General features: G+C 67.6%; 24 protein-coding genes. 4 read left to right on the top strand and 20 right to left on the bottom strand.

All coding sequences use genetic code 11. The features are described from left to right. The first annotated feature begins 76 nt into the window (after positions 1-76). Complete coding sequence (locus AC1DKR_RS07170; protein ID WP_312111439.1) at positions 77-517, top strand: hypothetical protein; 441 nt, start codon at positions 77-79, stop codon at positions 515-517. A 54-nt stretch (positions 518-571) separates the two neighbouring features. Here AC1DKR_RS07170 and AC1DKR_RS07165 read toward each other — a convergent pair whose 3' ends face one another. The 11 genes from AC1DKR_RS07165 to glnA all read right to left on the bottom strand — a co-directional run bounded on the left by AC1DKR_RS07165 (position 572) and on the right by glnA (position 12,822). Further along, positions 572-1,204, bottom strand: coding sequence for a superoxide dismutase family protein (locus tag AC1DKR_RS07165; protein WP_208081703.1), 633 nt, complete (start codon positions 1,202-1,204; stop codon positions 572-574). 33 nt (positions 1,205-1,237) lie between these two features. After that, entirely contained in the window at positions 1,238-1,810 is a 573-nt protein-coding gene (locus tag AC1DKR_RS07160) for a superoxide dismutase family protein (RefSeq protein WP_447944449.1), read from the bottom strand. Positions 1,811-1,903: 93 nt separating this feature from the next. Continuing rightward, positions 1,904-3,352 carry a nitrogen regulation protein NR(I) gene (ntrC, locus tag AC1DKR_RS07155; protein WP_223497434.1) on the bottom strand — a complete coding sequence of 483 codons (1,449 nt, stop codon included), beginning with the start codon at positions 3,350-3,352 and terminating at the stop codon, positions 1,904-1,906. Continuing rightward, a complete protein-coding gene (locus tag AC1DKR_RS07150) occupies positions 3,345-4,406 on the bottom strand; it encodes a two-component system sensor histidine kinase NtrB (RefSeq protein ID WP_033832857.1) in 1,062 nt (353 codons plus the stop codon). Before AC1DKR_RS07150 ends, ntrC begins: the two co-directional genes overlap by 8 nt. Before the next feature lie 76 nt (positions 4,407-4,482). Further along, a complete protein-coding gene (locus AC1DKR_RS07145; protein WP_478032006.1) occupies positions 4,483-6,528 on the bottom strand; it encodes a TonB-dependent receptor in 2,046 nt (681 codons plus the stop codon). A gap of 82 nt (positions 6,529-6,610) precedes the next feature. Continuing rightward, the gene (locus AC1DKR_RS07140; protein WP_033832709.1) at positions 6,611-6,913 is read right to left on the bottom strand and encodes a hypothetical protein; all 303 of its coding nucleotides are present in this window, start codon (positions 6,911-6,913) and stop codon (positions 6,611-6,613) included. A gap of 109 nt (positions 6,914-7,022) precedes the next feature. After that, positions 7,023-8,177 carry a murein transglycosylase A gene (gene mltA, locus AC1DKR_RS07135; protein ID WP_478032004.1) on the bottom strand — a complete coding sequence of 385 codons (1,155 nt, stop codon included), beginning with the start codon at positions 8,175-8,177 and terminating at the stop codon, positions 7,023-7,025. A gap of 116 nt (positions 8,178-8,293) precedes the next feature. After that, positions 8,294-9,040 carry an N-acetylmuramoyl-L-alanine amidase gene (locus AC1DKR_RS07130; protein WP_478032002.1) on the bottom strand — a complete coding sequence of 249 codons (747 nt, stop codon included), beginning with the start codon at positions 9,038-9,040 and terminating at the stop codon, positions 8,294-8,296. 233 nt (positions 9,041-9,273) lie between these two features. Further along, positions 9,274-10,704, bottom strand: a complete 1,431-nt coding sequence (locus tag AC1DKR_RS07125; RefSeq protein ID WP_312786329.1) for an ammonium transporter — start codon at positions 10,702-10,704, stop codon at positions 9,274-9,276. A gap of 22 nt (positions 10,705-10,726) precedes the next feature. Next, positions 10,727-11,065: a P-II family nitrogen regulator gene (locus AC1DKR_RS07120; RefSeq protein ID WP_004134334.1), complete on the bottom strand. Its 339-nt coding sequence runs from the start codon at positions 11,063-11,065 to the stop codon at positions 10,727-10,729. Positions 11,066-11,412: 347 nt separating this feature from the next. Beyond that, positions 11,413-12,822 carry a type I glutamate--ammonia ligase gene (glnA, locus tag AC1DKR_RS07115; RefSeq protein WP_059063220.1) on the bottom strand — a complete coding sequence of 470 codons (1,410 nt, stop codon included), beginning with the start codon at positions 12,820-12,822 and terminating at the stop codon, positions 11,413-11,415. A gap of 219 nt (positions 12,823-13,041) precedes the next feature. Here glnA and AC1DKR_RS07110 point away from each other — a divergent pair, with 219 nt between their 5' ends. From AC1DKR_RS07110 to AC1DKR_RS07100, 3 genes are all read left to right on the top strand, one after another. Then, positions 13,042-13,836, top strand: coding sequence for an undecaprenyl-diphosphate phosphatase (locus AC1DKR_RS07110; protein ID WP_033832703.1), 795 nt, complete (start codon positions 13,042-13,044; stop codon positions 13,834-13,836). 73 nt (positions 13,837-13,909) lie between these two features. Then, positions 13,910-14,737, top strand: coding sequence for a DUF4377 domain-containing protein (locus AC1DKR_RS07105; protein ID WP_478031998.1), 828 nt, complete (start codon positions 13,910-13,912; stop codon positions 14,735-14,737). Positions 14,738-14,877: 140 nt separating this feature from the next. After that, positions 14,878-15,348: an META domain-containing protein gene (locus AC1DKR_RS07100; protein ID WP_309909205.1), complete on the top strand. Its 471-nt coding sequence runs from the start codon at positions 14,878-14,880 to the stop codon at positions 15,346-15,348. A 110-nt stretch (positions 15,349-15,458) separates the two neighbouring features. On the opposite strand, the gene AC1DKR_RS07095 is transcribed toward AC1DKR_RS07100, so the two are convergent. The 9 genes from AC1DKR_RS07095 to AC1DKR_RS07055 all read right to left on the bottom strand — a co-directional run bounded on the left by AC1DKR_RS07095 (position 15,459) and on the right by AC1DKR_RS07055 (position 24,433). Continuing rightward, on the bottom strand, positions 15,459-16,070 hold the full coding sequence (locus tag AC1DKR_RS07095) for a YbhB/YbcL family Raf kinase inhibitor-like protein (protein WP_312108258.1): 612 nt from the start codon (positions 16,068-16,070) through the stop codon (positions 15,459-15,461). A gap of 10 nt (positions 16,071-16,080) precedes the next feature. Then, on the bottom strand, positions 16,081-18,159 hold the full coding sequence (locus AC1DKR_RS07090; RefSeq protein ID WP_478031995.1) for a tetratricopeptide repeat protein: 2,079 nt from the start codon (positions 18,157-18,159) through the stop codon (positions 16,081-16,083). Positions 18,160-18,215: 56 nt separating this feature from the next. Then, positions 18,216-19,250 carry a YheT family hydrolase gene (locus AC1DKR_RS07085; RefSeq protein ID WP_100554514.1) on the bottom strand — a complete coding sequence of 345 codons (1,035 nt, stop codon included), beginning with the start codon at positions 19,248-19,250 and terminating at the stop codon, positions 18,216-18,218. 7 nt (positions 19,251-19,257) lie between these two features. Then, positions 19,258-20,049, bottom strand: coding sequence for a lysophospholipid acyltransferase family protein (locus AC1DKR_RS07080; RefSeq protein ID WP_312110958.1), 792 nt, complete (start codon positions 20,047-20,049; stop codon positions 19,258-19,260). 119 nt (positions 20,050-20,168) lie between these two features. Then, positions 20,169-20,603, bottom strand: coding sequence for a hotdog fold thioesterase (locus AC1DKR_RS07075; protein WP_025875986.1), 435 nt, complete (start codon positions 20,601-20,603; stop codon positions 20,169-20,171). Between the two features lie 10 nt (positions 20,604-20,613). Beyond that, positions 20,614-22,671, bottom strand: coding sequence for a phospholipase D family protein (locus AC1DKR_RS07070; RefSeq protein WP_025875988.1), 2,058 nt, complete (start codon positions 22,669-22,671; stop codon positions 20,614-20,616). Then, complete coding sequence (locus AC1DKR_RS07065; RefSeq protein WP_033832699.1) at positions 22,668-23,285, bottom strand: YceI family protein; 618 nt, start codon at positions 23,283-23,285, stop codon at positions 22,668-22,670. The genes AC1DKR_RS07070 and AC1DKR_RS07065 overlap by 4 nt, the downstream gene beginning before the upstream one ends. A 4-nt stretch (positions 23,286-23,289) precedes the next feature. Then, positions 23,290-23,766 carry a SixA phosphatase family protein gene (locus AC1DKR_RS07060; RefSeq protein WP_032977995.1) on the bottom strand — a complete coding sequence of 159 codons (477 nt, stop codon included), beginning with the start codon at positions 23,764-23,766 and terminating at the stop codon, positions 23,290-23,292. Between the two features lie 37 nt (positions 23,767-23,803). Continuing rightward, positions 23,804-24,433: a ParA family protein gene (locus AC1DKR_RS07055; RefSeq protein WP_025875994.1), complete on the bottom strand. Its 630-nt coding sequence runs from the start codon at positions 24,431-24,433 to the stop codon at positions 23,804-23,806. Between the last annotated feature and the right edge of the window lie 69 nt (positions 24,434-24,502).

Here is a 24,502-nt window from a genome sequence, read left to right as displayed (position 1 = left end):
AGTACGACCGAAGCGCGGCCGTGCGTGGCTCGACTGCGCGGAAGTGCGGCTGCCGGCTACCTCAGGAGATTTCCGGATGACCCTTGCTGTTTGCCGCGGTGCCTTCTGCCTGTTGGGCCTTGCACTGTCGGGCCTCACCCATGCGGTTGCTCCGGTGCGCGGCGGCGATGACAGCCAGCCGCTGGAATACGCCAACGTGGCCGCATTCGTTGAACAGCTGCCCAAGCGCAAGGATGTCGAGCGACTGCCGTTGCCGACGCCCCCCGGCATGAGCCTGCTGCAAACCAGCAAGAAGAGCGTCGAGAACGATCCAGACTACACTGCCACCACCTGGGTGCTGTTCACCGCGCCACATGCGCTGGCGCCTTCGGTGGTGCGCATGCGCACGGCGATCGGCTGGGACCGGGAGCATCCGTTCCGGCGCACCCGGAAGATATCCACGCTCTGCGAAGGCAACGCGGCAACCTGTGATGCGTTGGCGACGCAGGCCAAGCGATTGGCTGCGGCGCCGTTGTAGGAAGACGGTGCAGTGAGAGAGAAAACGCCGGCTTGCGCCGGCGTTTTCGTTTTCTTACGGGGCCTTCTTGATCACCGCGCACGCCAGTCGCGCGCCGGCGTTGCCGGTCGGCTGGGTCTTGTAGTCGTCCGCGTCGGCGTGGACGATCAGGCCGCGGCCGATGATGTCGAAATCATCACCCTTGCCGATGTTGACGTTGCTCGACACCGGACCATCAATGGTGGCTACGCCCTTGTCGTCGGCCTTGATGTTGGGCATGTCGCCACCGTGGTGCGGATCAGTGGCCACGTTGCCGTGGTCCTGCTTGCCCGGATTGAAGTGGCCGCCGGCGCTCATACCGTCCGGCGCGCTGCAGTCACCCTTCTCGTGGATGTGGAAGCCGTGCTCGCTGCCCGGCTTCAGGCCACTGATCTGGCCGGATGCGTGCACCTTGCCGTCGACCAGCTTGAAGGTGATCGAGCCCTTGGTTTCATTGCCCTGGGTCGGTGCCAGTTCGGCAGTGGCCGAGGCATCGGCTGCCGGGGCCGCTGCGGTAGCCGGTGCAGTGGCCGGGTCGGCCGGCGCTGCCGAACCTTCGGCCGGGGTGGTGGCCGGGGCTTCGGCTGCCGGTGCTGCCGGCTGCTGGTTGCAGGCGGCAAGGCCCAGTGCAGCGATGGCCGCGAACAGCGAAGTGTGGATCAGACGCATGGAAACTCTCCTTGGGAAATGCCGGTGGTGTGATCAGCGGGTTACCCGGATCACGCCGCAGGCGATGCGGACGCCGGCATTGCCGGCGGGCTGGCTGCGATAGTCGTCGGCCCTGGCATGCACGACCAGTGCACGCCCGGCGATATCCGTGGCGGCGCCTCCGCCCAGGGTAACGCCCTTCAGATGCACATCGATGTTGGCGCGGCCCTGCGCGTCGGCCTGCAGGTTGTCGATGTCACCCAGGTGGTGCTTGCCGCTGCCGGCACGACCGTGGGCGACGCCGGCGGGATTGAAGTGGTTGCCGGCGCTGCTGGCGTCAACCGCGCTGCAGTCGCCGCGCTCGTGGATGTGGAAACCGGCCTGCTGCATCGGCTGCAGGCCGCCGACCAGGCCGGTCAAATGCACGCCACCGCTTTCGGTCTTCAACACCAGACGGCCGCTGACGATGCTGGCTGAGGCTGGCGCCAGGTTGGCTTCGGCGAGCTGGGCCACGGGCGTGGTGACCACCGGCGGCGGTGTGGGCTGCGGCTTCTTCTTCGGTGCGCTGCCACAGGCAGACAGGAGCACGGCAGCGGACAGCGGCAGAAGGGCGAAGGACAAACGCATCGAGGACTCCTTGCAGGTAACACTACGGACGGCATCGTCCATGGAGGATCAACAGTTCGGCAAGCGGGTGCGAGGATCGCGTGCAGGCACCGTTCAATGGCCGCCGCGGCGGCGACCGGCGCCCAGCTTGCGGGTAAGCGTATTGCGGCCGAGGCCCAGGCGCGCGGCGGCTTCGGCACGACGACCGTGGGTGATCTGCAGGGCGGCCTCCAACAGCGCGTGGTCGACCCGTTCGCGCACCTGCGCGTGCAGGCCCTCGGTGCCCTCGGCCAGCTGCCGGCGTGCCCATTCGGACAGCAGCGCTTCCCATTGGCCCGGGTCACCGGCGGCCGTGCTGCTGCGCCGGCTGCGGGCGCGGTTGAGCGCGGTATCAACATCAGCCACACCGATGGTATCGGCGGCAGCCAGTGCGGCCATGCGCCAGCACACGTTTTCCAGTTCGCGGACGTTGCCCGGCCAGTCGTGCTCGCGCAGCGCCTGCAGGGCGGCGGCGGTCAGCCGCTTGGGCGGCGTATCGAGCCTGCGCGCGGCAGCAGCCAGGAAGGTGGTGGCGAGTTGCGCGATGTCCTCGCGGCGCTCGCGCAGAGGCGGCAGCTGCAGGCGCACCACGTCCAGGCGGTGCAGCAGGTCGGCTCGGAATTTTCCCTGCGCGACCAGCCCTTCCAGATCCTGGTGGGTGGCGGCGACCACGCGCACATCGACACGGATCAGTTCGCGTCCGCCCACGCGGAAGAATTCGCCCTGGGCGAGCACGCGCAGCAGGCGTGTCTGCAACGGCAACGGCATGTCGCCGATTTCATCGAGGAACAGGGTGCCGCCGTTGGCCTGCTCGAAGCGGCCGATGTGGCGCCGCTGCGCGCCGGTGAACGCACCCGCTTCATGACCGAACAGCTCGCTTTCCAGCAGCTCGGCGGGAATGGCGGCGGTGTTCAGCGCGACGAACGGATGCTGCGCACGCGGTGATTCGCGGTGCAGCGCATTGGCCACCAGCTCCTTGCCGGTACCGGTTTCGCCGATGATCAGCACCGCCAATGGCGCCTGCGCGAGGCGGCCGATGGCGCGGAACAGCGCGCGCATCGGTGGCGTATCGCCCACCAGTTGCGGCGGCTGGTCGCTGGCGCCTTCTGCAGCAGGCGTGGGCGCGGCCATCGCCGGCGCCACGGCAGGCAGCACGCGCTGGGCCAACGCCACCGCATCGTCGAGGTCGAACGGTTTGGACAGGAACTCGTGCGCGCCGCCGCGGAACGCACCGGCGGTACTGGCGACGTCGGTGTAGGCCGACATCACCACCACCGGCAGCTGCGGCAGCGCGGCTTTCAGCTTGTCCAGCAGTACCAGGCCATCGTCGCCGGGCATGCGCACGTCGGTGAACAGCAGCGCAGGCGGCGGGCTATCAGCCAGTGCCTGCAATGCGGGAGCGGCGCTGTCGAAGTCGACCACCTGGTAGCCGGCCTCGCGCAGCGCGGTGCACAGCACAAAGCGCACGGCGCGGTCATCGTCGACCACCCAGATGCACGGCGGGGACGCGGAAGACTCAGACATCGCGCGGGGCCTCCTCGGCGGCGGCGGTGCCGTTGCCGATCGGCAGCAGCAAGGTAAATACGGTATGGCCCGGGCGCGACCGGTAGGTCAGCGTGCCGCGATGCTCGCGCGCGACCTGCTGGGCCAGCGCCAGGCCCAGGCCGGTGCCTTCGGCGCGACCGCTGACCAGGGGCAGGAACAGGTGTTCGGCCAGTTCTTCGGGCACGCCACGGCCGTCGTCGGCGATTTCCAGCCGCAACGCCAGGGTGTGCAGCTGCTCGGCGATGCGCACACCGTGTTCAACGCGGGTGCGCAGGGTGATGTTGCCGGCACCGGCCTGGATGGCATTGCGCACCAGGTTCCATACCGCCTGGGTGAGGCGATCGGCGTCGCCATCGAATTCGGGGATGCTGGGGTCGTAGTCGCGCTGCAGGCGCACCGCCCAGCCGGCCTCGTTCTCGGCCAGGCGCAGCACCCGCTCCAACGCGGCGTGGATGTTCAGCGCCGCATGCGGCGCGGCCGGCGCCGGTGACAGCAGCTGCTCCAGCAGGCCATTGAGCCGCTCGATCTCCGAGCCGATCAGGTCGATCAGTTCGCGTTCGCTGGCATCGCGCTGCGCCGCGCGGCGGGCCAGCAGCTGTGCGGCGCCCTTCAACCCGGCCAGCGGATTGCGCAGTTCGTGCGCCAGGCCCTTCAGCGCTGCGCTGAGCGCGCTGGGCAGGGCCTGGGTCGGGTCGAGCCCGGGGAACTCATCGACCGGATGCGCCTCCAGCAGCCAGCCGCCATCGTCGCGGCGGCTCATCCAGCCTTCGGCAAAACGCGCGGCTTCGCCCGGCAGCGCCAACGCCAGCCGGTTCAGGCGCAGGCTGTCGCGCTCGTCGCGGGCCAGGAAATGGGCCAGCGCCTCGCCCTGCACTTCCAGCGCGGCCAAGGGTTGACCGAGCAGGCGCCGGCCGCTGACGCCCAGCCAGCGCGCGAAGGCCGGGTTGCAGCCGGCGATGCGGCCATCGGGCCCGGCCCAGGCCAGCGGCGTGCCGAGGGCATCGAGGGACGGCGGGGGCGCGGGGTCGGACATTGCACCAATGTAGTGCAAAACGTGGGTGTGGGGTCAGAGCCCTTTCCTCGCGGAAAGGGCTCTGACCCCTTGCGGGTTACAGCTTCATGTTGAGCCCAACGAAGACCGCGCGGCCCGGGGCGGGCGAGAACATCGGCCGGGCGCTGTCCCAGAAGAAGCTGTCGTACCACGCGTAGGCATAGTCGCGGCCGGTGACGTTCTTCAGCTGCAGGTCCACGCTCCAGGCCGGGGTGATCTGATACTTCGCGCTGAGGTCGAGCACGGCGAAGCCGCCGAACTTGCCGGTGACGTTGCGCTCTTCCAGGTAGTAATCGCCCTGCGCGCGTGCCTGCAGGCCCAGCTGCAGCGCATCGCTGGCCTGGTAGTCCAGGCCGAGGTTGCTGATGTGGCGCGGGGTGGCGGCCACTTCGCGTCCCTGCAGGGTCACGTCGGCGGCGCGGTCGTCGCGGGTGATCTTCGCCTCCTGGTAGGCATGCGAGGCCCACAGCGTCCACGCGTCACCCAGCTGCGCGCTGATCTGCGCATCCACGCCGCGGCGGCGGGTCTTGCCCAGCATGACCGTGGTGCCGGTGGCCGGCATGTTGGACACTTCGTTTTCCGCGTCCTGCTGCCATACCGCCAGCCGGGCCTGGCTGCCGGCGAAGGGCTGGAATTTCAGGCCCAGCTCCATGCCGGTGTTGGTGGAGGGCTGCATCGGTGCCTGCCCCGGGGTGAGGTAGGCCGGCGCGGTGGAACCGGTCAGCACCTGGAAGGTACGGCCCCAGTTGGCGTAGACGTGGGTGTGCTCACCCAGGCTGTGGATGACACTCAGTTTGGGCTGGCCGATGCTGCCGTAGTCCTGCAGGCGGCCGGTGGCGCCGTTCATCAGCCGGGTTTGGCCGCTGAAACGGTCCACGCGGTAGGCCGGCACGATCTTCCACGCTTCGACCGGCTGGTAGATGGCCTGCACGTAAGCGCCCCAGTTGTCGAAACTGTGGCGGTCGTTGTTCTGCACGCGTGCCGGTGCCTGGCTGAAATCGGTGGGCTCGGCGTAGGCGTAGCGCTCGCGACGGTAGCCGTTGTCCTGCTGCTCGTAGTTCAGCCCGCCTTCCACGGTAAGCATGGGGCTGGCCTGCCAGGTGAGCGTGCCGAGCAGGCCCGTCTGGCGCTCGTCCCAGACACGACGCTGGCGCGGTAGGTTGCCGCTGGGCAGGTCACTGAAGGTCACACGACGGTCGTCTTCATAGCGGTTGTAGTACAGCCGCGTGCCGAAGGTGAGCGCGTCGGACAGCTTCATGTCCAGGTGCGCGGCGAACTGGCGCATGTCGCGGTCATCGCCGTCATTGGCGTTGCGCAGGTCGCTGCGGCGGCGGCCCGCATGCAGCTCTTCCGCGGTCATGAAACCGGGTTCGTCGGCCTCGTGATGGTAGGCGCGCGCGGTCAGGCCGATGCGCAGCCCCTCCTCCAGCGAGCCGAAGAACCACTTGCCGCCCAGCGCGTATTTCTTCGAGCTGTCGTGGTCGCGGTAACCGTCGCTGGCCTGGGTGCCGACGAAGTAGTTCTGCGCGAAGCCGTCGGCTTCGCGGCCCACCGCCAGCTGCACATCGCGGGTGTTGTAGCTGCCATAGGCCAGCCGCGCGTCAGTGTAGGTGCCGCCCTGGCGCGTGCCGAAGTTCACGTTGCCGCCGATGTTGTGCAGGCCGTAGCGAGGATCGTTGGTACCGCGCACCACTTCGATGTAGCTGATTTCCAGCGGAAACAGCATGTCGATGAAGCGCTGGTTGCCACTGTTGACGTTGCTGGGGATACCGTCGATCAGCGTCTTGATCGCATTGAGGTAGCCCTCGCCGTTGAAGGCGCGGAAGCTGACCTTGCCCGATTCGGCGCCCTGCCGGGTTTCGGTCAGCTGGATGCCGGGCATCTGCCCGAGCAGTTCCCAGCTGTGCGACACATTGCGGCTTTCGATCTGGTCCGCGACCAGCACGTCCACCGAGGTCAGCACCTGGTGCGCGCTCAGTTGTCCCTCGCTGTGCTGGTGCACATCGACCTTGCCCAGGGTGAGCGCGGCGTCGGCGGACTGGGCGAATGCTTCAGGGGCGAACGGGGCGGCCGCGAGCGCGGCCACCAGCGTGGGAGTCTTCATCAGGGGCGGGCGGGAGGCTGGAAATGAAACTTTATAACATTTCGATTCCGCCAGCCATCCGATGATTGCGGGCCCCTCGCCCTTAAACGGGGTAGCCGGTGGCTTCCCGGGCCTTCTTCCAGGCAATTTCAAACTCGCGCGCGCTGATCTCGTCGTCTTCGTCGAAATCCATGAACGACACCGGCTGGTCGGCCAGCACGAAGCGGTCATCGCTCTGGCCGGTTTCATCGGCCCACACGACCTTGGCCCCGTAGATCTCCACCTGGCGCACGATCTTCTCGCCACGGGCTTCCATCAGCACGTTGCCCTTGCCCAGGCCCGATTCGGCCCAGTGCTTGTAGTACTTCTTCGTGTTGGATTTTGCGTTGTTCTTTGCGTATTTCATTGCATGGGTCCTGGCCGCATGCGCGACCGGAAAGTTCGGAATGGCGCCATTATCAGGCATATGGGGGTCAGATCCCTTTCCTGCGGAAGGGGATCTGACCCCTGCTGACCTACTGCGGCAACGCCACACCCTTCGGCCACAGCAGCCACAGGTTGCCCTTCTGCTTCATGTCGCCGGCCAGCTTGCCGGCGGCATCGCCGCTGCCCCAGTACAGATCGGCACGTACCTCGCCGGCAATGGCGCCACCGGTGTCCTGCGCGGCCACCGGGCGTACCACCGGCGTGCCGTCCGGGCGCGTGGTGGACAGCCACAGCAGGCTGCCCAGCGGCACCACGGTGCGATCCACCGCCACGCTGTAGCCGGCGGTCAGCGGCACGTTCAACGAACCGCGCGGACCTTCCGGGCTGTCCGCGCTGCGCACGAAGAACACGTAGCTGGGATTGCTGCGCAGCAGTTCCGGTACCCGCGTCGGATGTGCCTTCGCCCACGCGCGGATCGCGTCCATGGTGACGTCCTCCTTCTTCAGCTCGCCCTGCTCCACCAGCCAGCGGCCGATCGCGCGATAGGGATGGCCGTTCTGTTCGGCATAGGCCAGCCGCACCTGCTTGCCATCGGCCAGGCGCACCCGCCCCGAACCCTGGATCTGCAGCAGCTGCAGGTCCATCGGATCGGTCAGCCAGGCCAGCACCGGCGCCTTGGCCCCCCTGCTGGCGATGCTGCCGGCATCGTCGTAGGGCTTGAGCACCTTGCCCTCCACGCGACCGCGCAGGCGCTTGCCCTTCAGTTCGGGATAGACGCTGTCCAGCTGCACCACCACCAGATCATCGGGTGTGCCGTACACCGGCACGGTGGCGGTGTCGGTACGGGTGAGGCTGCCCGGATAGATGGGCTCGTAATAGCCGGTGATCAGGCCGTCGGCGCGATGGCCGCCGGCGCGCAGGGAATAGACATCGAGATCGCGCTGCAGGAATGCGCGGATCGCAGCAGCGTCCTTGTCGGACACGGTGCTGGCGGTCGCGCAGGGCTTGGCCCAGGTCGCATCGTTCTTCAGGCGGGTGCAGCTGCTGCGCCAAGCGGCGAAGCCGGCCTGCAGGTCGGTATCGGATACGGCCGGGAGAGCCTTCCAGTCGACCTTGGCGTAGGTGGCGGCAGCGGGCTTGGCAGCGGCCGGCGCTTCAGGCCGGGTGCCCGTGGTGGCGCAGCCGGCAAGCAGGGCAACGGCCAAGAAAGTGAGGAGCGCGCGCGGCGACGTAACAGTGATCATCGTCGCAATGTAGTGGGGCCGATGGTGGCGCGGCAACCTTGGGTAGCGCCGGGCCATGCCCGGCGAGAAGCGGATCCCGCGCGGTGCGCTCGCCGGGCATGGCCCGGCGCTACCGGCTACGGGGTCTGCAGCAACAGCGAATGCAGGATGCGCGCGTCTTCGGCGTCGAGGGCTTTCGGCAGGGTGTCGCTGCCACGGAAACGGCGGTGGAACGCCCGTACCGTTGCTTCGCGGTTGTCGAGCGGATAGCCGAAGCGCGCCAGCGCGGCCCATGCATCGAAGCCTTCCGGCGCAGCACCATCGGCAGCGCGCGGCCACACGCCGAAGCCGGCTTCGGCCAACTGCTGCCACGGGAAGAAGCGACTGGGATCTTCCTTGCGCGTCGGCGCCAGGTCGGCGTGACCGATCACCTGCCGCGGAGGGATGTTCAGCCGTTCAGTGAGATCGCGCAGCAGCACGATCAGCGCTTCGATCTGCGCGGGGCTGAAGGGCGTACGGCCGTCATTGTCCAGCTCGATGCCGATGGACGCGGAGTTGAGGTCGGTGATGGTGCCCCAGCGCCCGGAGCCGGCGTGCCAGGCGCGGCGCTCATCGGCCACCAGCTGGTAGCGATGGCCATCGGCGCCGATCAGATAATGCGCACTGACCCGCCCGCCGCTGTTGGCGGTACGCAGCGTGTGCAGGCTCTGCTGCACCGATTTCTGCTCGGTGTGGTGGATGACGATGATGACCGGCGTGCGCGCGTTCTGGTTCGGCGACGGCACCCAGGTGGCAAGCGGGTTGCGGGTTTCCTGCGGCGTGGAGGCACAGGCGGCCAGCAGCAGGCAGGCCGAGAGCATCAGGGAAGTGCGGATCGGGTGCATGCCCCGATTGTGCGCGATAAGCCCGGACGATGCAGTAGAGCCACGCCATGCTTGGCTGGGCCACCGAGCGTGCCGACCAACGGTCGGCACCCACCAGAGCAGAGCAGTCCATAGCAGGTGCAGTGCCAAGCAAGCTTGGCAACTACCAGAGCAGGAGCAGTGCCGAGCAAGCTTGGCACCTACCAGAGCAGGTGCAGTGCCGACCAACCGTCGGCACCCACCATGTAGATGCATCAGGCCTCGTAGGCCGATTCACCATGCGAGGTGACATCCAGGCCGGTACGCTCGGCCTCCTCGGTCACCCGCAGGCCGACCACCACCTTGACCAGCAGCAGGATGGCTGCGGTCACCACGGCCGACCACAGCACGGTGAGGCCGACGCTGACCACCTGCACCCATACCTGATGGCCGATATCCAGATCGGCCTTGGTGCCGCCCAGCGATTGCGCGCTGAACACACCGGTGAGGATCGCGCCGACGATACCGCCCACGCCATGCACACCGAACACGTCGGCGGTGTCGTCCACCTTCAGCAGACGCTTGAGGCCGGTCACGCCCCACACGCAGACCACGCCGGCAACCAGGCCGATGACGATCGCGCCGAGCGGGCCGACGGTACCGCACGCCGGGGTGATGCCAACCAGGCCTGCCACCGCACCCGAGGCCGCGCCCAGTGCCGACGGCTTGCCCTTGCTGATCGCTTCAACCAGCGTCCAGCCCAGCACCGCTGCAGCAGTCGCCAGCACAGTGTTGAGGAAGGCCAGCGAGGCGACGGTGTCGGCGGCAGCGGCGGAACCGGCATTGAAGCCGAACCAGCCGACCCACAGCAGCATCGCGCCGATATAGGTGAACGGCACGTTGTGCGGCTTCAACGCGGTCTGCCCGTAGCCCAGGCGCTTGCCGACGAACCATGCAGCCACCAGACCGGCCACACCGGCGTTGATGTGCACCACGGTGCCACCGGCGAAATCGATAGCGCCCATCTCACCCAGGTAACCACCACCCCAGACGATGTGCGCCATCGGGATGTAGCTGAGGGTGAACCACAGCGCCGAGAACAGCAGCACTGCGCGGAACTTGATGCGCTCGGCGAAGGCACCGACGATCAGCGCGGTGGTGATGCCGGCGAAGGTCGACTGGAAGGCGACGAACAGGTAGTCCGGCAGCCCCTTGATCGGCGTGTTGCCCACCGACTCCGGGGTGAAGCCCTTGAGGAAGGCGAATTCGGTGAACGAGCCGAAGAACGGATTGCCGGCGCTGAACACTGCGCTGTAGCCATAGGCCACCCACAACAGCAGCACCAGCGAGAACACCACCAGGATCTGGCTGAGCACCGACAGCACGTTTTTTGAACGCACCAGGCCGCCATAGAACAGGGCCAGGCCCGGTACCACCATCAGCAGCACCAGCAGGGTGGAGGTGAGCATCCAGGCGACGTCGCCGTGGTCATAGGCGGGCGCGGCCACCGCTTCGGCAGCCGCAGGCGCAGCGGCGGTCGGGTCCTGCAAGGGCTCGACGGCCACGGCTTCGCTCTGCAGCGGCGTGACCTGGGCCTGGGCATGTGCACTGCCTGGCCAGACACCGGCGGCCAGCGCACTGAACAGCATCAGCAGGCACACCAGATGGAACCGGGCTTGCCACCCGGTGAGAAGGCGCATCTTCATGGGGGAGTCTCCGGAAGGGGGCTTACAGCGCGTCGGCGCCGATTTCGCCGGTGCGGATGCGGATGACCTGCTCGACAGCGGTCACGAAGATCTTGCCGTCGCCGATCTTGCCGGTGCCTGCAGATGACTGGATCGCTTCGATCACTGCATCGGCACGTTCGTCGGTGACCACGGTTTCGATCTTGATCTTGGGCAGGAAGTCGACCACGTACTCGGCACCGCGATACAGCTCGGTGTGGCCCTTCTGGCGGCCGAAGCCTTTCACTTCGGTCACGGTGATGCCCGACACGCCGGCATCGGACAGGGCCTCTCGGACCTCGTCGAGCTTGAACGGTCGGATGATGGCGGAGATCAGTTTCATGCGCATGTCCCGATGGTGGATGGGGCCAGCGCGCGAACGCGCGATGGCATCAGGCAACCACGGGCCATCGTGGTGATGGCCGTGGCTGTTGCACCGGACACGAACCGGGCCGGGACAGCCGTGCCTCTCTCCTTGCACGGCCGACGCGGGAGGGAGGGCGGCCCATGTCGCGTGTCCGGTCTCTCTCTTGCCCCTGGATCTGCGGGCCAAGGGCCCGCGTTTCCAATGCAGCGGACCAATGGTCCGCTCTACCACGGCGGGCCGGAGCCCGCCCTGCGGCTCCCCAGCCGCAAAGACGGATGCGATGGCGGCGGGTGGGAGGGGTTACCCACCGCCATCGCAGCCGGTCAGCTGGCGTAGTACAGCTGGTATTCCAGCGGGTGGGTCGCCGCGCGGAACTTGGTCACTTCCTGCATCTTCAGCGCGATGTAGCCATCGATGAAGTCATCGCTCATCACGCCACCGGCCTTGAGGAACTCGCGGTCCTTGTCCAGCGCTTCCAGCGCCTGGTCCAGCGAGGAGCAGACCTGCGGGATCAGCTTCTCTTCTTCCGGCGGCAGGTCGTACAGATCCTTGTCGCTCGGTGCGCCCGGGTCGATCTGGTTCTTGATGCCGTCCAGGCCGGCCATCATCAGCGCGGTGAAGGTCAGGTAGCCCGACTGGATCGGATCGGGGAAGCGCATTTCAATGCGGCGCGCCTTCGGGTTGGACACCCACGGAATGCGGCACGAGGCCGAACGGTTGCGCGCCGAGTAGGCCAGCATCACCGGGGCTTCGTAGCCCGGCACCAGGCGCTTGTAGCTGTTGGTGCCCGAGTTGGCGAAGGCGTTGATCGCCTTGGCGTGCTTGAAGATGCCGCCGATGTACCACAGCGCCAGCTGGCTCAGGCCGCCGTAGCCGTCGCCGGAGAACAGGTTGGTGCCGCCCTTGGACAGCGACTGGTGCACGTGCATGCCGCTGCCGTTGTCGCCGACGATCGGCTTGGGCATGAAGGTGACGGTCTTGCCGTTGCGGTGGGCGACGTTCTTGATGACGTACTTCATCCGCAGCAGTTCGTCGGCCTTCTGCACCAGGGTGCTGAACTTGGTGCCGATCTCGCACTGGCCGGCGGTGGCCACTTCGTGGTGCTGCACTTCCACTTCGATGCCGACCTGTTCCAGGGTCTTGCACATCTCCGCACGCAGGTCGTGCAGGGTGTCGGTCGGCGGAACGGGGAAGTAACCGCCCTTCACGCCCGGACGGTAGCCGCTGTTGGCGCCGTCGTACTTGGCGCCGCTGTTCCAGGCGGCTTCTTCCGAATCGACCTTGAAGAAGGTGTTGCCCATTTCATTGGCGAAACGGACCGAATCGAAGATGAAGAATTCCGGCTCCGGACCGAAGAACGCGGTTTCGGCGATGCCCGAAGACTTCAGGTAGGCCTCGGCGCGCTTGGCGATGCCGCGCGGGCAGCGGCCGTACGGCTGCATGGTGGCCGGGTCGAGGATGTCGCAGCTGATCACGATGGTCGGATCGGCATAGAACGGGTCGACGTAGGCGCTGGCGGTATCGGGCAGCAGCACCATGTCCGATTCGTTGATGCCCTTCCAGCCGGCGATCGAGCTGCCATCGAACATCTTGCCTTCTTCGAACAGCGACGGCTCGATGATGCTGACCGGGAAGGTGACGTGCTGCTCGACGCCACGCATGTCGACGAAACGCAGATCGACGAACTCGATCTGGTTGTCCTTGATCAGCTTCTCAACGTTTTCCACGGACATCGGTACGACCTCGGATGGGAATGAATGCCTGCTGAGGTACAGCAACGACCGTGCCAACTTTTCGGCCTTCACAAGTTGTTGATTTCAAAGCGCCTGCCCCAGGGCGGTGCAGAAGCACATGCACCAAACGGGTGCGCGGATTACCGCACGCACCCGTTTGGTGCGGCATGGATCGTCTATTCTCTCGGGCTTCTTCCGCCGCCCGCGCCCGCACCGTCCATGTCCGACCTGCTCTCCGCCCTGCTGCTGGGCATCCTCGAAGGCTTGACCGAATTCCTGCCGATCTCCAGCACCGGCCACCTGCTGATCGCCCAGCACTGGCTGGGCGCGCGATCGGACTTCTTCAACATCATCATCCAGGCCGGTGCGATCCTGGCCGTGGTGCTGGTGTTCCGCCAGCGCCTGCTGCAGCTGGCCACCGGCTTCGGCCAGCGCGAGAACCGCGAGTACGTGTTCAAGCTCGGCGCGGCCTTCCTGGTAACCGCCGTGGTCGGCCTGGTGGTGCGCAAGGCCGGCTGGTCGCTGCCGGAAACCGTCAGCCCGGTGGCCTGGGCGCTGATCATCGGCGGCATCTGGATGCTGCTGGTGGAGGCCTATACCGCGCGCCTGCCCGATCGCGACCAGGTGACCTGGACGGTGGCCATCGGTGTTGGCCTGGCGCAGGTGCTGGCCGGCGTGTTCCCCGGTACCTCGCGCTCGGCCTCGGCGATCTTCCTGGCCATGCTGCTGGGCCTGAGCCGCCGCGCGGCCGCTGCCGAGTTCGTGTTCCTGGTCGGCATTCCCACCATGTTCGCCGCCAGCGCCTACACCTTCCTGGAACTGGCCAAGGAAGGGAACCTGGGCAGCGAGAACTGGACCGACGTTGGCGTGGCCTTCCTTGCCGCAGCCATCACCGGCTTCGTCGTAGTGAAGTGGCTGATGGGCTACATCAAGTCGCATCGCTTCACGGCCTTCGCGATTTACCGCATCGCCCTGGGCGCTGCATTGCTGCTGTGGTTGCCATCCGGCAGCTGAACAGCGCCGGGGCACGGGAACCCCGTTGCCGGCCCCGGTCCGTTTCCCCCTCGGTTCCCCAAGGAGAATCACCATGAACCGCAAGCTCACCCTGCTCCTCCCGCTGGCCCTGCTGGCCGCCTGCAGCCAGACCCCTGCCCCGGCCGGAACCGGCGGTGACGATCTGGCCCCGGCCGCGGCCAAGGCCGGCGACCAGAAGGCGCTGGCACACCTGGATGCGCAGCGCCTGCAGAGCCAGCACTGGCTGCTGCAGCAGGCCACCGCGGCCGATGGCAAGCGCATCGATGCGCTGTTCGCCCGCGAAGACAAGCCGGTCACCCTGGACTTCGCTGATGGCCGCCTGTCGGTCAGCAACACCTGCAACCGCATGGGCGGCGGCTACACCCTGGCCGACGGCAAGCTGAGCGTCAGCGCCATGGCCTCGACCATGATGGCCTGCACCGACAAGGCGCTGATGGCGCTGGACGAAGCCGTCTCCAGCCGTCTGCAGGGCGAACTGAAGGCCGAACAGGATGCCAACGGCGTGCTGACCCTGACCACCGCCAAGGGCGACGTGCTGGTGTTCAACCCGGAACCGACCGCTGAAACGCGCTATGGCGGCGCCGGCGAAACCGTGTTCCTGGAAGTGGCTGCGAAGACCGAGAAGTGCTCGCACCCGCTGATCCCGGATTACCAGTGCCTGCAGGTGCGCGAAGTGAAGTTCGACGACAAGGGCCTGAAGCAGGGCGAGCCGGGCAAGTTCGAGAACTTCTACGGCAACATCGAGGGTTACACCCACGAAGACGGCGTGCGCAACGTGGTGCGTGTGAAGCGCTACGAAGTGAAGAACCCGCCGGCCGATGCGCCGTCGCAGGCGTACGTGCTGGACATGGTGGTCGAGTCGGCCATCGAGAAGAAGTAATGCAGAAGGGCGGCCGCGAGGTCGCCCTTCTTCGTTGTGGGTAGGGCCGGCCGCTGGCCGGCGGCTGCACACAGCTCAGGCGACCTGCGGAACATGCCGGCCAGCGGCCGGCACTACCCACATGCATCAGGGAGATCGGCATGAAACGGACGTACATGCTCACACTGGCCTGGCTGGCCATCGGCATTGGCATTGGCAGCAGTGCACGCGCCGCCAGCACACCCACCACCGACCAGCTTGAAGCCCATCCGTGGCAGCTCACGCGCGCCACCGACGCGCAGGGCAAGCGTATCGACGCGTTGTTCGTCAGGGGCCGGGCGCCGTACACGCTGCGCTTCCAGCCCGGCTACATGAGCGAGTTGAACCTGTGCAACCAGGCCAGCAGTCATTACCACCTGCAGGACGACCGGCTGATCCTGGAGAGCGGCATCCGGACCACCGCGCTGTGCATCAATCCCAAGGTGGATGCGCAGGAACGGCGAGCCGAAACGCTGTTTCACGGTCGCGATACCGCACCCACCCTCGCGTTGGACGACACCGGTGCATTGGTCGTGCGCAATGCCAAGGGCGAAGTGCTGGTGTTCAAACCCGCGCCGCAGCCGGCGAAATGAAGAGGGCGGCCACTGGCCGCCCTTCTTCGCTGGTGGGTAGAGCCGGCCGCTGGCCGGCTGCCACGTACAGCGGATGCCGGCCAGCGGCCGGCACTACCCGAAGGCTGTTATCAGGCCAACGCCGGGTTCAACGTGTAGGTGCCGTGCAGCGCCGCTTCGGCCAGTACGTGGCCGTGCATTGCACGGTACGCATCGGCGGCGGTGAAGCGTTCCGGCAACGACAGCGTGGTCACATCCAGCGCGAACACACGGAAGAAGTAGCGGTGCACGCGCTCGTCGTTGAACGGCGGGTACGGGCCGTCGTAGCCGAGGTAATCACCGGCCATGTCCGGATTGCCGGCGAACCAGCCGGTGAAATCGTTCAGGCCCTGACGGCTGCCGGCCGGGCCGGCCGGCGCGGTCTTGCCCTTCACCACGAAGCCATCGCTGCAGCTGCCAGCGGCGATCTCCTGCACCGAGGCCGGGATGTCGGCCATCACCCAGTGCACGAAATCGCCGCGCGGCTGATCGCGCGGCACGCTCATGTCATCGCGGCCGACCGTCTCCGGTACCGTTGGCACGTCCGGGTCCACGCACACCAGCAGGAACGAGCGGGTGCCATCGGGCACGCCGCTCCAGGCCAGGTGCGGGTTGCGGTCGGGGGCGAAGCCGGCGGCATCGCCGGCGGCGAACTCACGGTCGATCGGCGCACCGTTGACCAGGCTGTGACTGCTCAGTTGCATCAGATGCTCCTCACTCTTCCGGGTAACCCAACCGCACCGCGACCGGGGTGAGCTGGGCGAACGCGGCGCCCATCACGTCGCGATACCTGCGCCAGTGGCCAGCAGGAAGGCGCGGTGCACCCAGCTGTGCAGCCGGCGGCATCGGACGCCCGAACACGCGGCCCAGCAGGTCGGCCATCGCATGCGCATCGTTGCCGATGTCGTCGATGCGCAGCAGCACGTGCGGATACAGATCTTCCTCGTGCAGCGCGGCGATCTGGGTCAGCGAACGCACCAGCCACTGGCTGGCTTCGGCCATCGAGGTCATCGCCAGCGGCGCGGCGGCACCATAGGCGATCCAGTCCAGCAGCATGTCGCGCGGGTCGCGCAGCACCAGCAGCAGGCGACCCTGCGGCAGCTGCGGGCGCAATGCCCACAACAGCGCGTTGTCCCACCACAGCAGCCAGTCGATCACGGTGTCACTTTCCAGGCCGCGGGCGGGCAGGTGCTCGCGCCAACGCTCGACCAGGCGTTCCGGGCTCAGCACGCCCGACGCCAGGTCCTGCAGCGTGTTGTAGTTCTGGAAGGCATCGTCCGGTGGCGTGGCGGTGTAACGATCACTGCGCAGCACCGGGCTGGCAGCGGCCAGGCCGGTTGCCACCCGCTCCACGCCCGAACCCGGGGCGCCCCACAGGAAGATCGGCGCCGAGCCGCTGTCGCGCGTCGCTTCGTCGATGCTGGCCATCTCCGGCCAGCTCGGCGGTGCCTTGGCCTGCGGCGGCAGCGGCAGCCGCTGCGAAGCCTGGTCGGTCTGCAGCGCCATCCACGTACGCAGCGCTTCTTCCGGCTGCCCGGCGCGATCCTGGATCTCGCCCAGCCAGGTCCGCAGATCAGCGCGGTGTCCCTCCGGTGCCTGTGCGATCAGGGCCTGCACGCGCTCCACGGCGGCGGCCGGGTCACGCTGCAGCAGCCCCTCGACGCGACGGCTTTCACCGCTGACGCGGCCCGGTTCCAGGGTGGTGATGCGCTCGGCGATGGCTTCGCCCTGCTCATGCTCGCCGGCCATGTCATGCAGGCGCATGCGCGCTTCCAGCGCCGGCAGGTGGCCGGGCATCGCTGCCATCCAGCGCTCCACGACGGCTACGGCGCCGGCACTGCCGACGTCTTCCACGGCCAGTCGTGCCAGCCACAGGTCATGCAGCTGGTCATTGCTTTCCAGAGCGTCATCCAGGCGTGTGCGAGCTTCATCTTCGCGGCCCAGGCGCTGCCAGGACATCAGCAGCAGCTGCAGCACCTGGCGGTCACCCTGCAGCGATTCCAGCAGCGGCAGCAGGTGCTCCAGCGCCTGCAGCGGCTGGCCACTGCGCAGAGCCAGTTCGCCGGCCAGGCGGCGCATCGGCGGCACGTCCAGCTCCGGCTGCTGCAGCGCAAGCTGCATTGCCTCGGCGGCGGCCTCCACGTTGCCCTGGCGCGAGGCCAGCTGTACCACCATGCCGTGCAGCGAAGACATCTTCGGGTTCAACGCGAGTACGCGACGGAACGCCTGCTCGGCGAACGCCAGCATGTCCTTGCCCAGATAGGCAAAGCCCAGTGCGTACAGCACGCGGGTATCGTCCGGCAGCGCCTGGCTGGCCGCCGACAGCAGGGCCAGCGCGCGGTCGGCATCGCCACGGCGCAGCGCGACCATGCCATCGATGGTCAGCAGTTCCGGATGGTCCGGCTCCAGCCGCGATGCCAGGGTCGACAGGCGCTGGGCCTCGTCGAAATCGTTGCGGCCCACGGCCAGGTGCGCCTGCATCAGGTAGGCGGGGAAGGCGTTGGGGTCCAGCCCGGTGGTGCGCAGCAGGGCTTCATCGGCCCCGTCGAACTGGCGCAGCGCCAGCAGCAGGCCGGCGTGCTGCAGGTGCAGCTGCGCATCATCGGGCGCCAGCTGCAGCGCCTGCTGCAACGCCTCCATCGCGGCCTCGGCCTGGCCCTGCTGCTGCAGCGCAAGCGCCAGCCAGCGGTGGGCCTCGGCCTTGCCGGGTTCGTCACGGGTCCACGCCTGGGCCAGCTGCACGGCCTGGCCGGCATCGTTCTGGCGCAACGCTTGGAGGATCTGGTCTTGCATGGCCGTCCGGTTCAAGGTCAAACCCGCATTGTAGCGGGCCGCGCGCCGGTGCCGGTTCAGCCCGGCAGGACCCGCCGCAGGCGCTGTGCGACCCAGCGCTCGGAGAACCCATCGCCGCGCCAGTTTTCCAGGAAGCCACAGTGACCGCCCCAGCAGGCGGTTTCCAGCCGCGCCTGCTGCGGCAGCTGCCAATCGCGGAAGGTCGCGTAGGGGATCACCGGATCGTCCTGCGCCATCAGGATGTCAGCAGGCACCTGCAGCGTGGACAGGCGGTTGCCGGCGATGGAGTAACCATCGAAATAGGCCTGCAACGAACCAAACGTGGTGTGCCGTTCGACCAGCCAGGCGGTCAGCGAACGGATGTCCATGTTCAGCACACGGTCGTCGCAGTCGCTCAGTTCGGGGAACAGATCGCGCTTGCGACGCAGCGAGCCGGCCCACTTGCGGCGGAAATACCAGTCGTACATCGCCGGGCCGTTCTCGATGTTCTCCATGGTCAGCCCGGGGTCGAGCACCGGGCAGACCGCGGCCACGTGCTGCAGCGGTACACCGGCGGCCGGCGCGCGCAGGGCCAGCCGCAGCACGAAGTTGCCCCCCAGAGAATAGCCGGCCGCAACCAGCGGCAGATCGGGCCAGCGCTGGGCGACATCGCCTGCGGCGTGCACCACTTCGTCGATGAGGTTGGAGTGGAAGATGCCGGGATTGAGATGATGGGTGTTGCCGTGGTCGCGGAAGTTCAGCCGCACTACGTCGAACCCCTGCTCCAGCATGCGGGCAGCAGCCATGCGCATGTAGCTGGATTCGGCGCTGCCTTCCCAGCCGTGCAGCAGCAGGGCGATGCCGCGCGGTTCGCGCCCTTCTACATGGCTGTGCCAGCCCTGCAGGCGCACACCCTCACCACCATCGAGGATCAACTCCTCGCTGACAGCGCCGGTGGCGGCCAGCAGCAGCAGGCCACGTTGCAGGCGCATGCGGCTGGAGCTGAGCATCGACTGCAGATGCGGATTGCGCAGCCAGCGCGGCGGCTGATAGTCGGACGCGGTGAGCATCGGCGCATCAGCGTCGAGGGTCGGTGGCGGAAACACGGCCACCATGGCCTCAATCCCCGCTCATGGCCGCCACGATGCGCGCGCGCGAAGTTTCCGCGATGCGCCGACGGCCTTCCAGGTCCTGGGTGCCGATCGGCTCCAGGAAATGCACTTCGGTAGGCCGCGCCGGCTCACCGAGCAGGCGCAGGAAATTGGCAAAGAAACTCTCGCCCGGGCCGAAGGCCACGATGGTCTGTGCATTCCCGCGCACGCCATAGACCAGCGCCACCGGCTGTACCGGCACGCTGGTTTCGACCGCCGCCTGGAAGATGCGCGCATGGAACGGGCCAACGTCGTGGCCACCGCGGGTACGCCCTTCCGGGAACACGCCTACCGCCTTGCCGGCGCGCAGGCGGTCGGCCATCACCTGCATCACCCCACCGAGCGATTCAGTGTTGCCACGCTGGTGGAAAATGGTCTGGCCGCGCCCGGCAAGCCAACCGACCACCGGCCAGCTGGCGATCTCGCGCTTGGCGACAAAGCCCATCATGCGCTGGCTGTGCAGGATGGAGATATCGACCCAGCTGACATGGTTGGCGACGAACAGCACTGCGCCCGGCAGCGGCTGGCCGACGCGCGACAGGCGGAAGCCAAAGATCCACATCAGCCCGCCCTGCCACCAGTTCACCACCTTGGCGCCGAAGGTATCGTCGCCCACGCGCAGCTCGCCCCATGGCGGAAGCATGCCGATCAGGATCAGCGGCAGGAACACGGTGATGTGGACCAACAGCAGCGGTACGCGGTACAGGTAACGGCACACACGCGCCACGCCGCCGCGGGGGGCCGGAGTGGGGGAAGTCATCCACGCACGATACCGGAGGGCTGCCATCGCTGCCAGCCGAATTCGGCCATAAGTCTCATTGACGGCGGCCATCGGCGGGGAACGCTGGGTTCCGCCGCCGTCACCGATGCCGCGACGGCTCAACCGTGCCCGGCCGCCACCACGGCCAGGGTCAGCCGCGAGATGCAGACCAGCCGGCCCTGCTCGTCCTCGATGCGGATTTCCCACAGCTGGGTGCTGCGGCCCACGTGCACCGCGCGCGCGGTGCCGGTGACCGTACCCGAACGCACGGCGCGGACGTGGTTGGCGTTGATCTCCAGGCCCACGCAGACCTGCTTGGCGGTATCCACGCAGAGATTGCCGGCGCTGCTGCCGAGGGTTTCGGCCAGCACCACCGAGGCGCCACCGTGCAGGATGCCGTACGGCTGGCGGGTGCGCTCATCCACCGGCATGGTCGCCTGCAGCCAGTCCTCGCCAGCGGCGCTGAAGACGATGCCAAGGGTATCGATGGCGGTATTGCGGCTGAGTGCGTTGAGCTGCTCGATGGAAACGGCTTCGCGGAATACCTGGGTCATGCGGCTACCTTCAGAGGATGGGAACGAGGCCGGCGCCGAATGCGGTCAGCATGCGCACCAGCAGCCACTTCGGCCCGACGTTGACCTCGGGGAAGTCGCCCACCGCGACATAGCAGCGGTGGAAATCGGCGCTCTGCCGCGGCAGTGGCTGCGGGCAGTCCGGGCCGGGCTTGAACTCGTAGTCGGTGGCGTAGCGCCACGGCCAGAAGTCGAGGATCGGCAGCGCCTCGGAGGCCTTGCCGACGCTGTAGTTCAGGCCGGACAGGACCGGCGGCTTGGCACGCGGCGCCACCGTCCAGGAGTTCTGCGGGTGGGTATCGCGCAGGATGCTCTGGGCCAGCTGCTCGGCGAAGGCCGGATCGTCGATGATCACCGCGCCTTCGGTGTTGTAGTTCTCGCTGCGCGGATCGAAGTTGTGGGTGCCGACCACGCCGATGCGGCGGTCGACCACCAGCGACTTCGCATGCAGGCCCATGCGCGCGCCCTTGCGGGTGACCGGCAGCGGCTTGTTGACCGCCTTGCTGCCCAGGAACGAGGGGCGCGTTTCGGTACGCAGCAGGCGGGTCTCGACTTCGCTGCCGGCAGCACGCCGGCGCGCACGGGCATTCTCATACGCACTGCCGGTACGCGGATGGATCACCCGCGCCGGCCGGTCGTCCACATCCGCAGCGGCCACCGCATCACCACCACTACCGCCACCGGCATTGCTGCCCGCCGCGCTGCCACCGAGCAGCGGATTGCGGCCGGTATCGCTGCCCGGCGCTGCGATCGGGTCGGGCAGCAGGTTGCGGTAATCGACCGGGGCATCCAGCGGGAACGGCTTGAATTCGAAGATGTTGAAGCCCAGCTCGCGCATGTTGCGCCGCTTGTACTTGTAGGACAGCGCATACACGATCGGGTTGTCGGTGGCGGCCAAGCTGTTGCTGGATACCACCACGCGCGGCGGCTGCGGGCGCTTGCGCAGCTCGCGGAACAGTTTCTGTGCCGGCTTGGACAGCACCAGGTAGGGCGTCTGCAGGATCACTTCGTGCTGCGCACTGGAAATCAGTGCGTCCAGCTGCGGCTCGGTGACATGCTGCCCGGCCAGTGGGGCGTCGGCGCGCTCACGCCGGTGCTTGCGCGGCAGATCGGCCACATAGCGCACCGAGGCGACCGGCAGGGCGGTATCGACGAACGAACGGGTGACGAAGGCGACGTCGTTGGCTTCCTCGCTGACCCGCTCCACCCGCTCGGGCCTGCGGAACTGCGCCGGCGGCAGCAGCGGCACGCCCTGCTTGAGCAGGGTACGGCCGACATCGTTCAGGCGCTCGGCCGGCACGCTGCGCTGCGCGCGCCAGAAGGCATCGAAGTTGGCCGCCATCGCGCGTGCTTCGGGGCCGGCGATCAGCACGTCACGGTCGCGGAAGTTGTATTCGCGGTCCCAGTCGTAATAGTCGTCCTGGTAGTTGCGCCCACCGACCACGCCGATCGCATCGTCAACCACCAGCAGCTTGTTGTGCATGCGCTGGTTGAAGCGGCGGAAGCAGCACAGCACGCTGCCGGCATAGTCGAAGTAGTTCAGACGGGCCTTGCCGAAGGTCGGGTTGTAGACCCGCAGCTGGAAGTTCTCGTGGGCACCGGCCAGTGCGCCGAGGATCTGCAGGTCGGAGATCGCCGAAAGCTGGTCGATCAGCAACCGCACCTTCACCCCGCGCCGCGATGCCGCCAGCAGCTCGTCGATGACCAGGCGGGCGCTGTCGTCCTTGTCGAAGATGTAGGTCTGCAGGTCGATGCTGCGGGTGGCGCTGCGCAGCAGGTTCAGGCGCGCGACCAGCGCACCTTCGCCCTCGTCCAGCAGGGTGGCGTAGTGCCGCGGCTGGTCCGGGGTCGATTCGCTGAACGCCCGGCCGGCCAGTGCCCGCAGGGGCGAATCCAGCGCGCAGCGGTCGGCCTGCTGGCAATCGACCTGGGTCGAGCGCGCCTGCACGGCAATCGCCTCGGCGCGATCACGCTGGGCATGCGACAGCGACGCGCAGCCGCTGCCCAGCAACACGGTTGCCAGCGCCAATACACGCAGCAAGGGATTCACGGTTTCGGCGCCTCGCTGAGGCGCGCACGCAATACGAAAGTCACTCGGTCACTCAAGGCAAGCTGCCAGCTGTCCATGCCATACCGACCTCGTTGCACGGTACCGCGGCTGACGACGTCGCAATCATAGCCGGGTCGGGCACATTCCGCCTTCTCGACCTTGAGCGTCTCCGGATGGCTGACCCCGCGCAGGGTCAACCGGCCGTCGATACCGCCGCCCTCGGCAACCGTCTCCGGCCAGTACGGCAGCGAGTCGAACTCCACGAACGGGTAACGACCGGCGTCGAAGAACTCGGGGCCGCGCATCCAGCCGGTATAGCGGTCCTTGCCGGGAATCTCCACGGTGCGGGTGAACATCTTCAGGTGGACCTGGTGGCGGCCATCGGACAGCACCTCGATACGCCCCTCGAAACGGGGGAACACGCCCTCGATGCGCTGGCCGAAGCGGGTGCGGACTTCGAAACCGATCTGCGAGCGCACCACATCCAGCTGCAGCGTACGCGGCGGTTCGGCCACGACCGCCGGCAGCGCGGTCGGTGGCGGTGTGGCAGCCCAGGCCGGGCCGATCGCCAGAACGACTGGCAGCAGGCAGCGGCCCGGCAACGCCAACCTCATCGGCTCACGGCCACCAGAAGGCGTTCAGGCTGGCCACGCCCGGCTCGATCGTCGCCTCGCGGGCGAAACCGAGCACGGCCACGCCGCCCGGCGGCATGCCACGGTAGTCACTGCTGGTGCCATCGGTCATCAGCGCCACCAGCTGCTCCAGCCCGGGGTTGTGGCCGACAATCAGCACCCGATCCAGGTCACGGCGCTCGTCCACCAGCGCGGCCAGGGTGCCGGGGGTGGCCTCGTAGATGCGGTCTTCCAGGCGCTTTTCGACATAGCCGATGGCTGCCATCACCGCTTCCAGGGTTTCGCGGGTCCGCCGCGACGGTGAACACAGCACGCAGTCCGGCAGCAGGTTGTTCTCCTTCAGCCACTTGCCGGCGGCTTCGGCTTCAGCGAGCCCCACCGGCGACAACGGCCGGTCGAGGTCGGCCTGGCCGGTGGTGGCCGGTTCGGCGTGAGCGTGGCGGAGCAGGATCAGTTCGCGCATTGCGGGATTCCAATGAAGGGATGGAGACCTACGGCTGTTACAGCTTCAGCCAGGACAACAGGGGTTCCCAGTCGGCCTGGTGCTCGCGCACCTGGGCGGAGCGGTAATCGAAAAGACTGCGGCCCAGGCCGGTCATGACCACATAGCTCTGGCTGTCGCGCAGCTGGGCGACCACCGGATAGGGCCAGTCAGCCAGCATCTGCAGGGCCTGCTGCGAGGTCTGGGTCCAGGGCTTGGTGCGGTTCAGCACCAGCCCGACCGGCAGCTTGCGGCTGTGCACGCGGGGCACCTGGGCCAGGCTGTTGAGGAAGCCGACGATGGCTTCGATGTCCAGTGCCGAGGGCAGCACCGGCACCACCACGGCATCGGCAGCGTCGAGGAAATGCGGGATATCGTCGGCCAGCGCGCCGGCCGGTGCATCGATCACCACGGTATCGGTACCGTCGGGCAGCTTCTGCGCCCATTGCTTCTTGCGGTACACGTCGATCGGCAGCACCGCGCTTTCCAGCCCGGCCCGGCGCTGTGCCCAGCGGGTGCTGGAGCCCTGCGGGTCGGCATCGGCGATCACCGTGGCCTTGCCTTGCAATGCCGCGTACGCGGCCAGGTGGGTGGCGATGGTGGTCTTGCCCACCCCGCCTTTGGAACCGGCCACCAGGATCGTCTTCATGCCAGCCTCGCTTCCGGGTACGTGCCCCGAGCGTACACCGCCGATGGTGACGGAAGGTAGAGCCGTGCT

Source organism: Stenotrophomonas sp. 01N47 (assembly GCF_056399165.1).
This window is presented reverse-complemented; position numbering and strand designations above follow the sequence as displayed.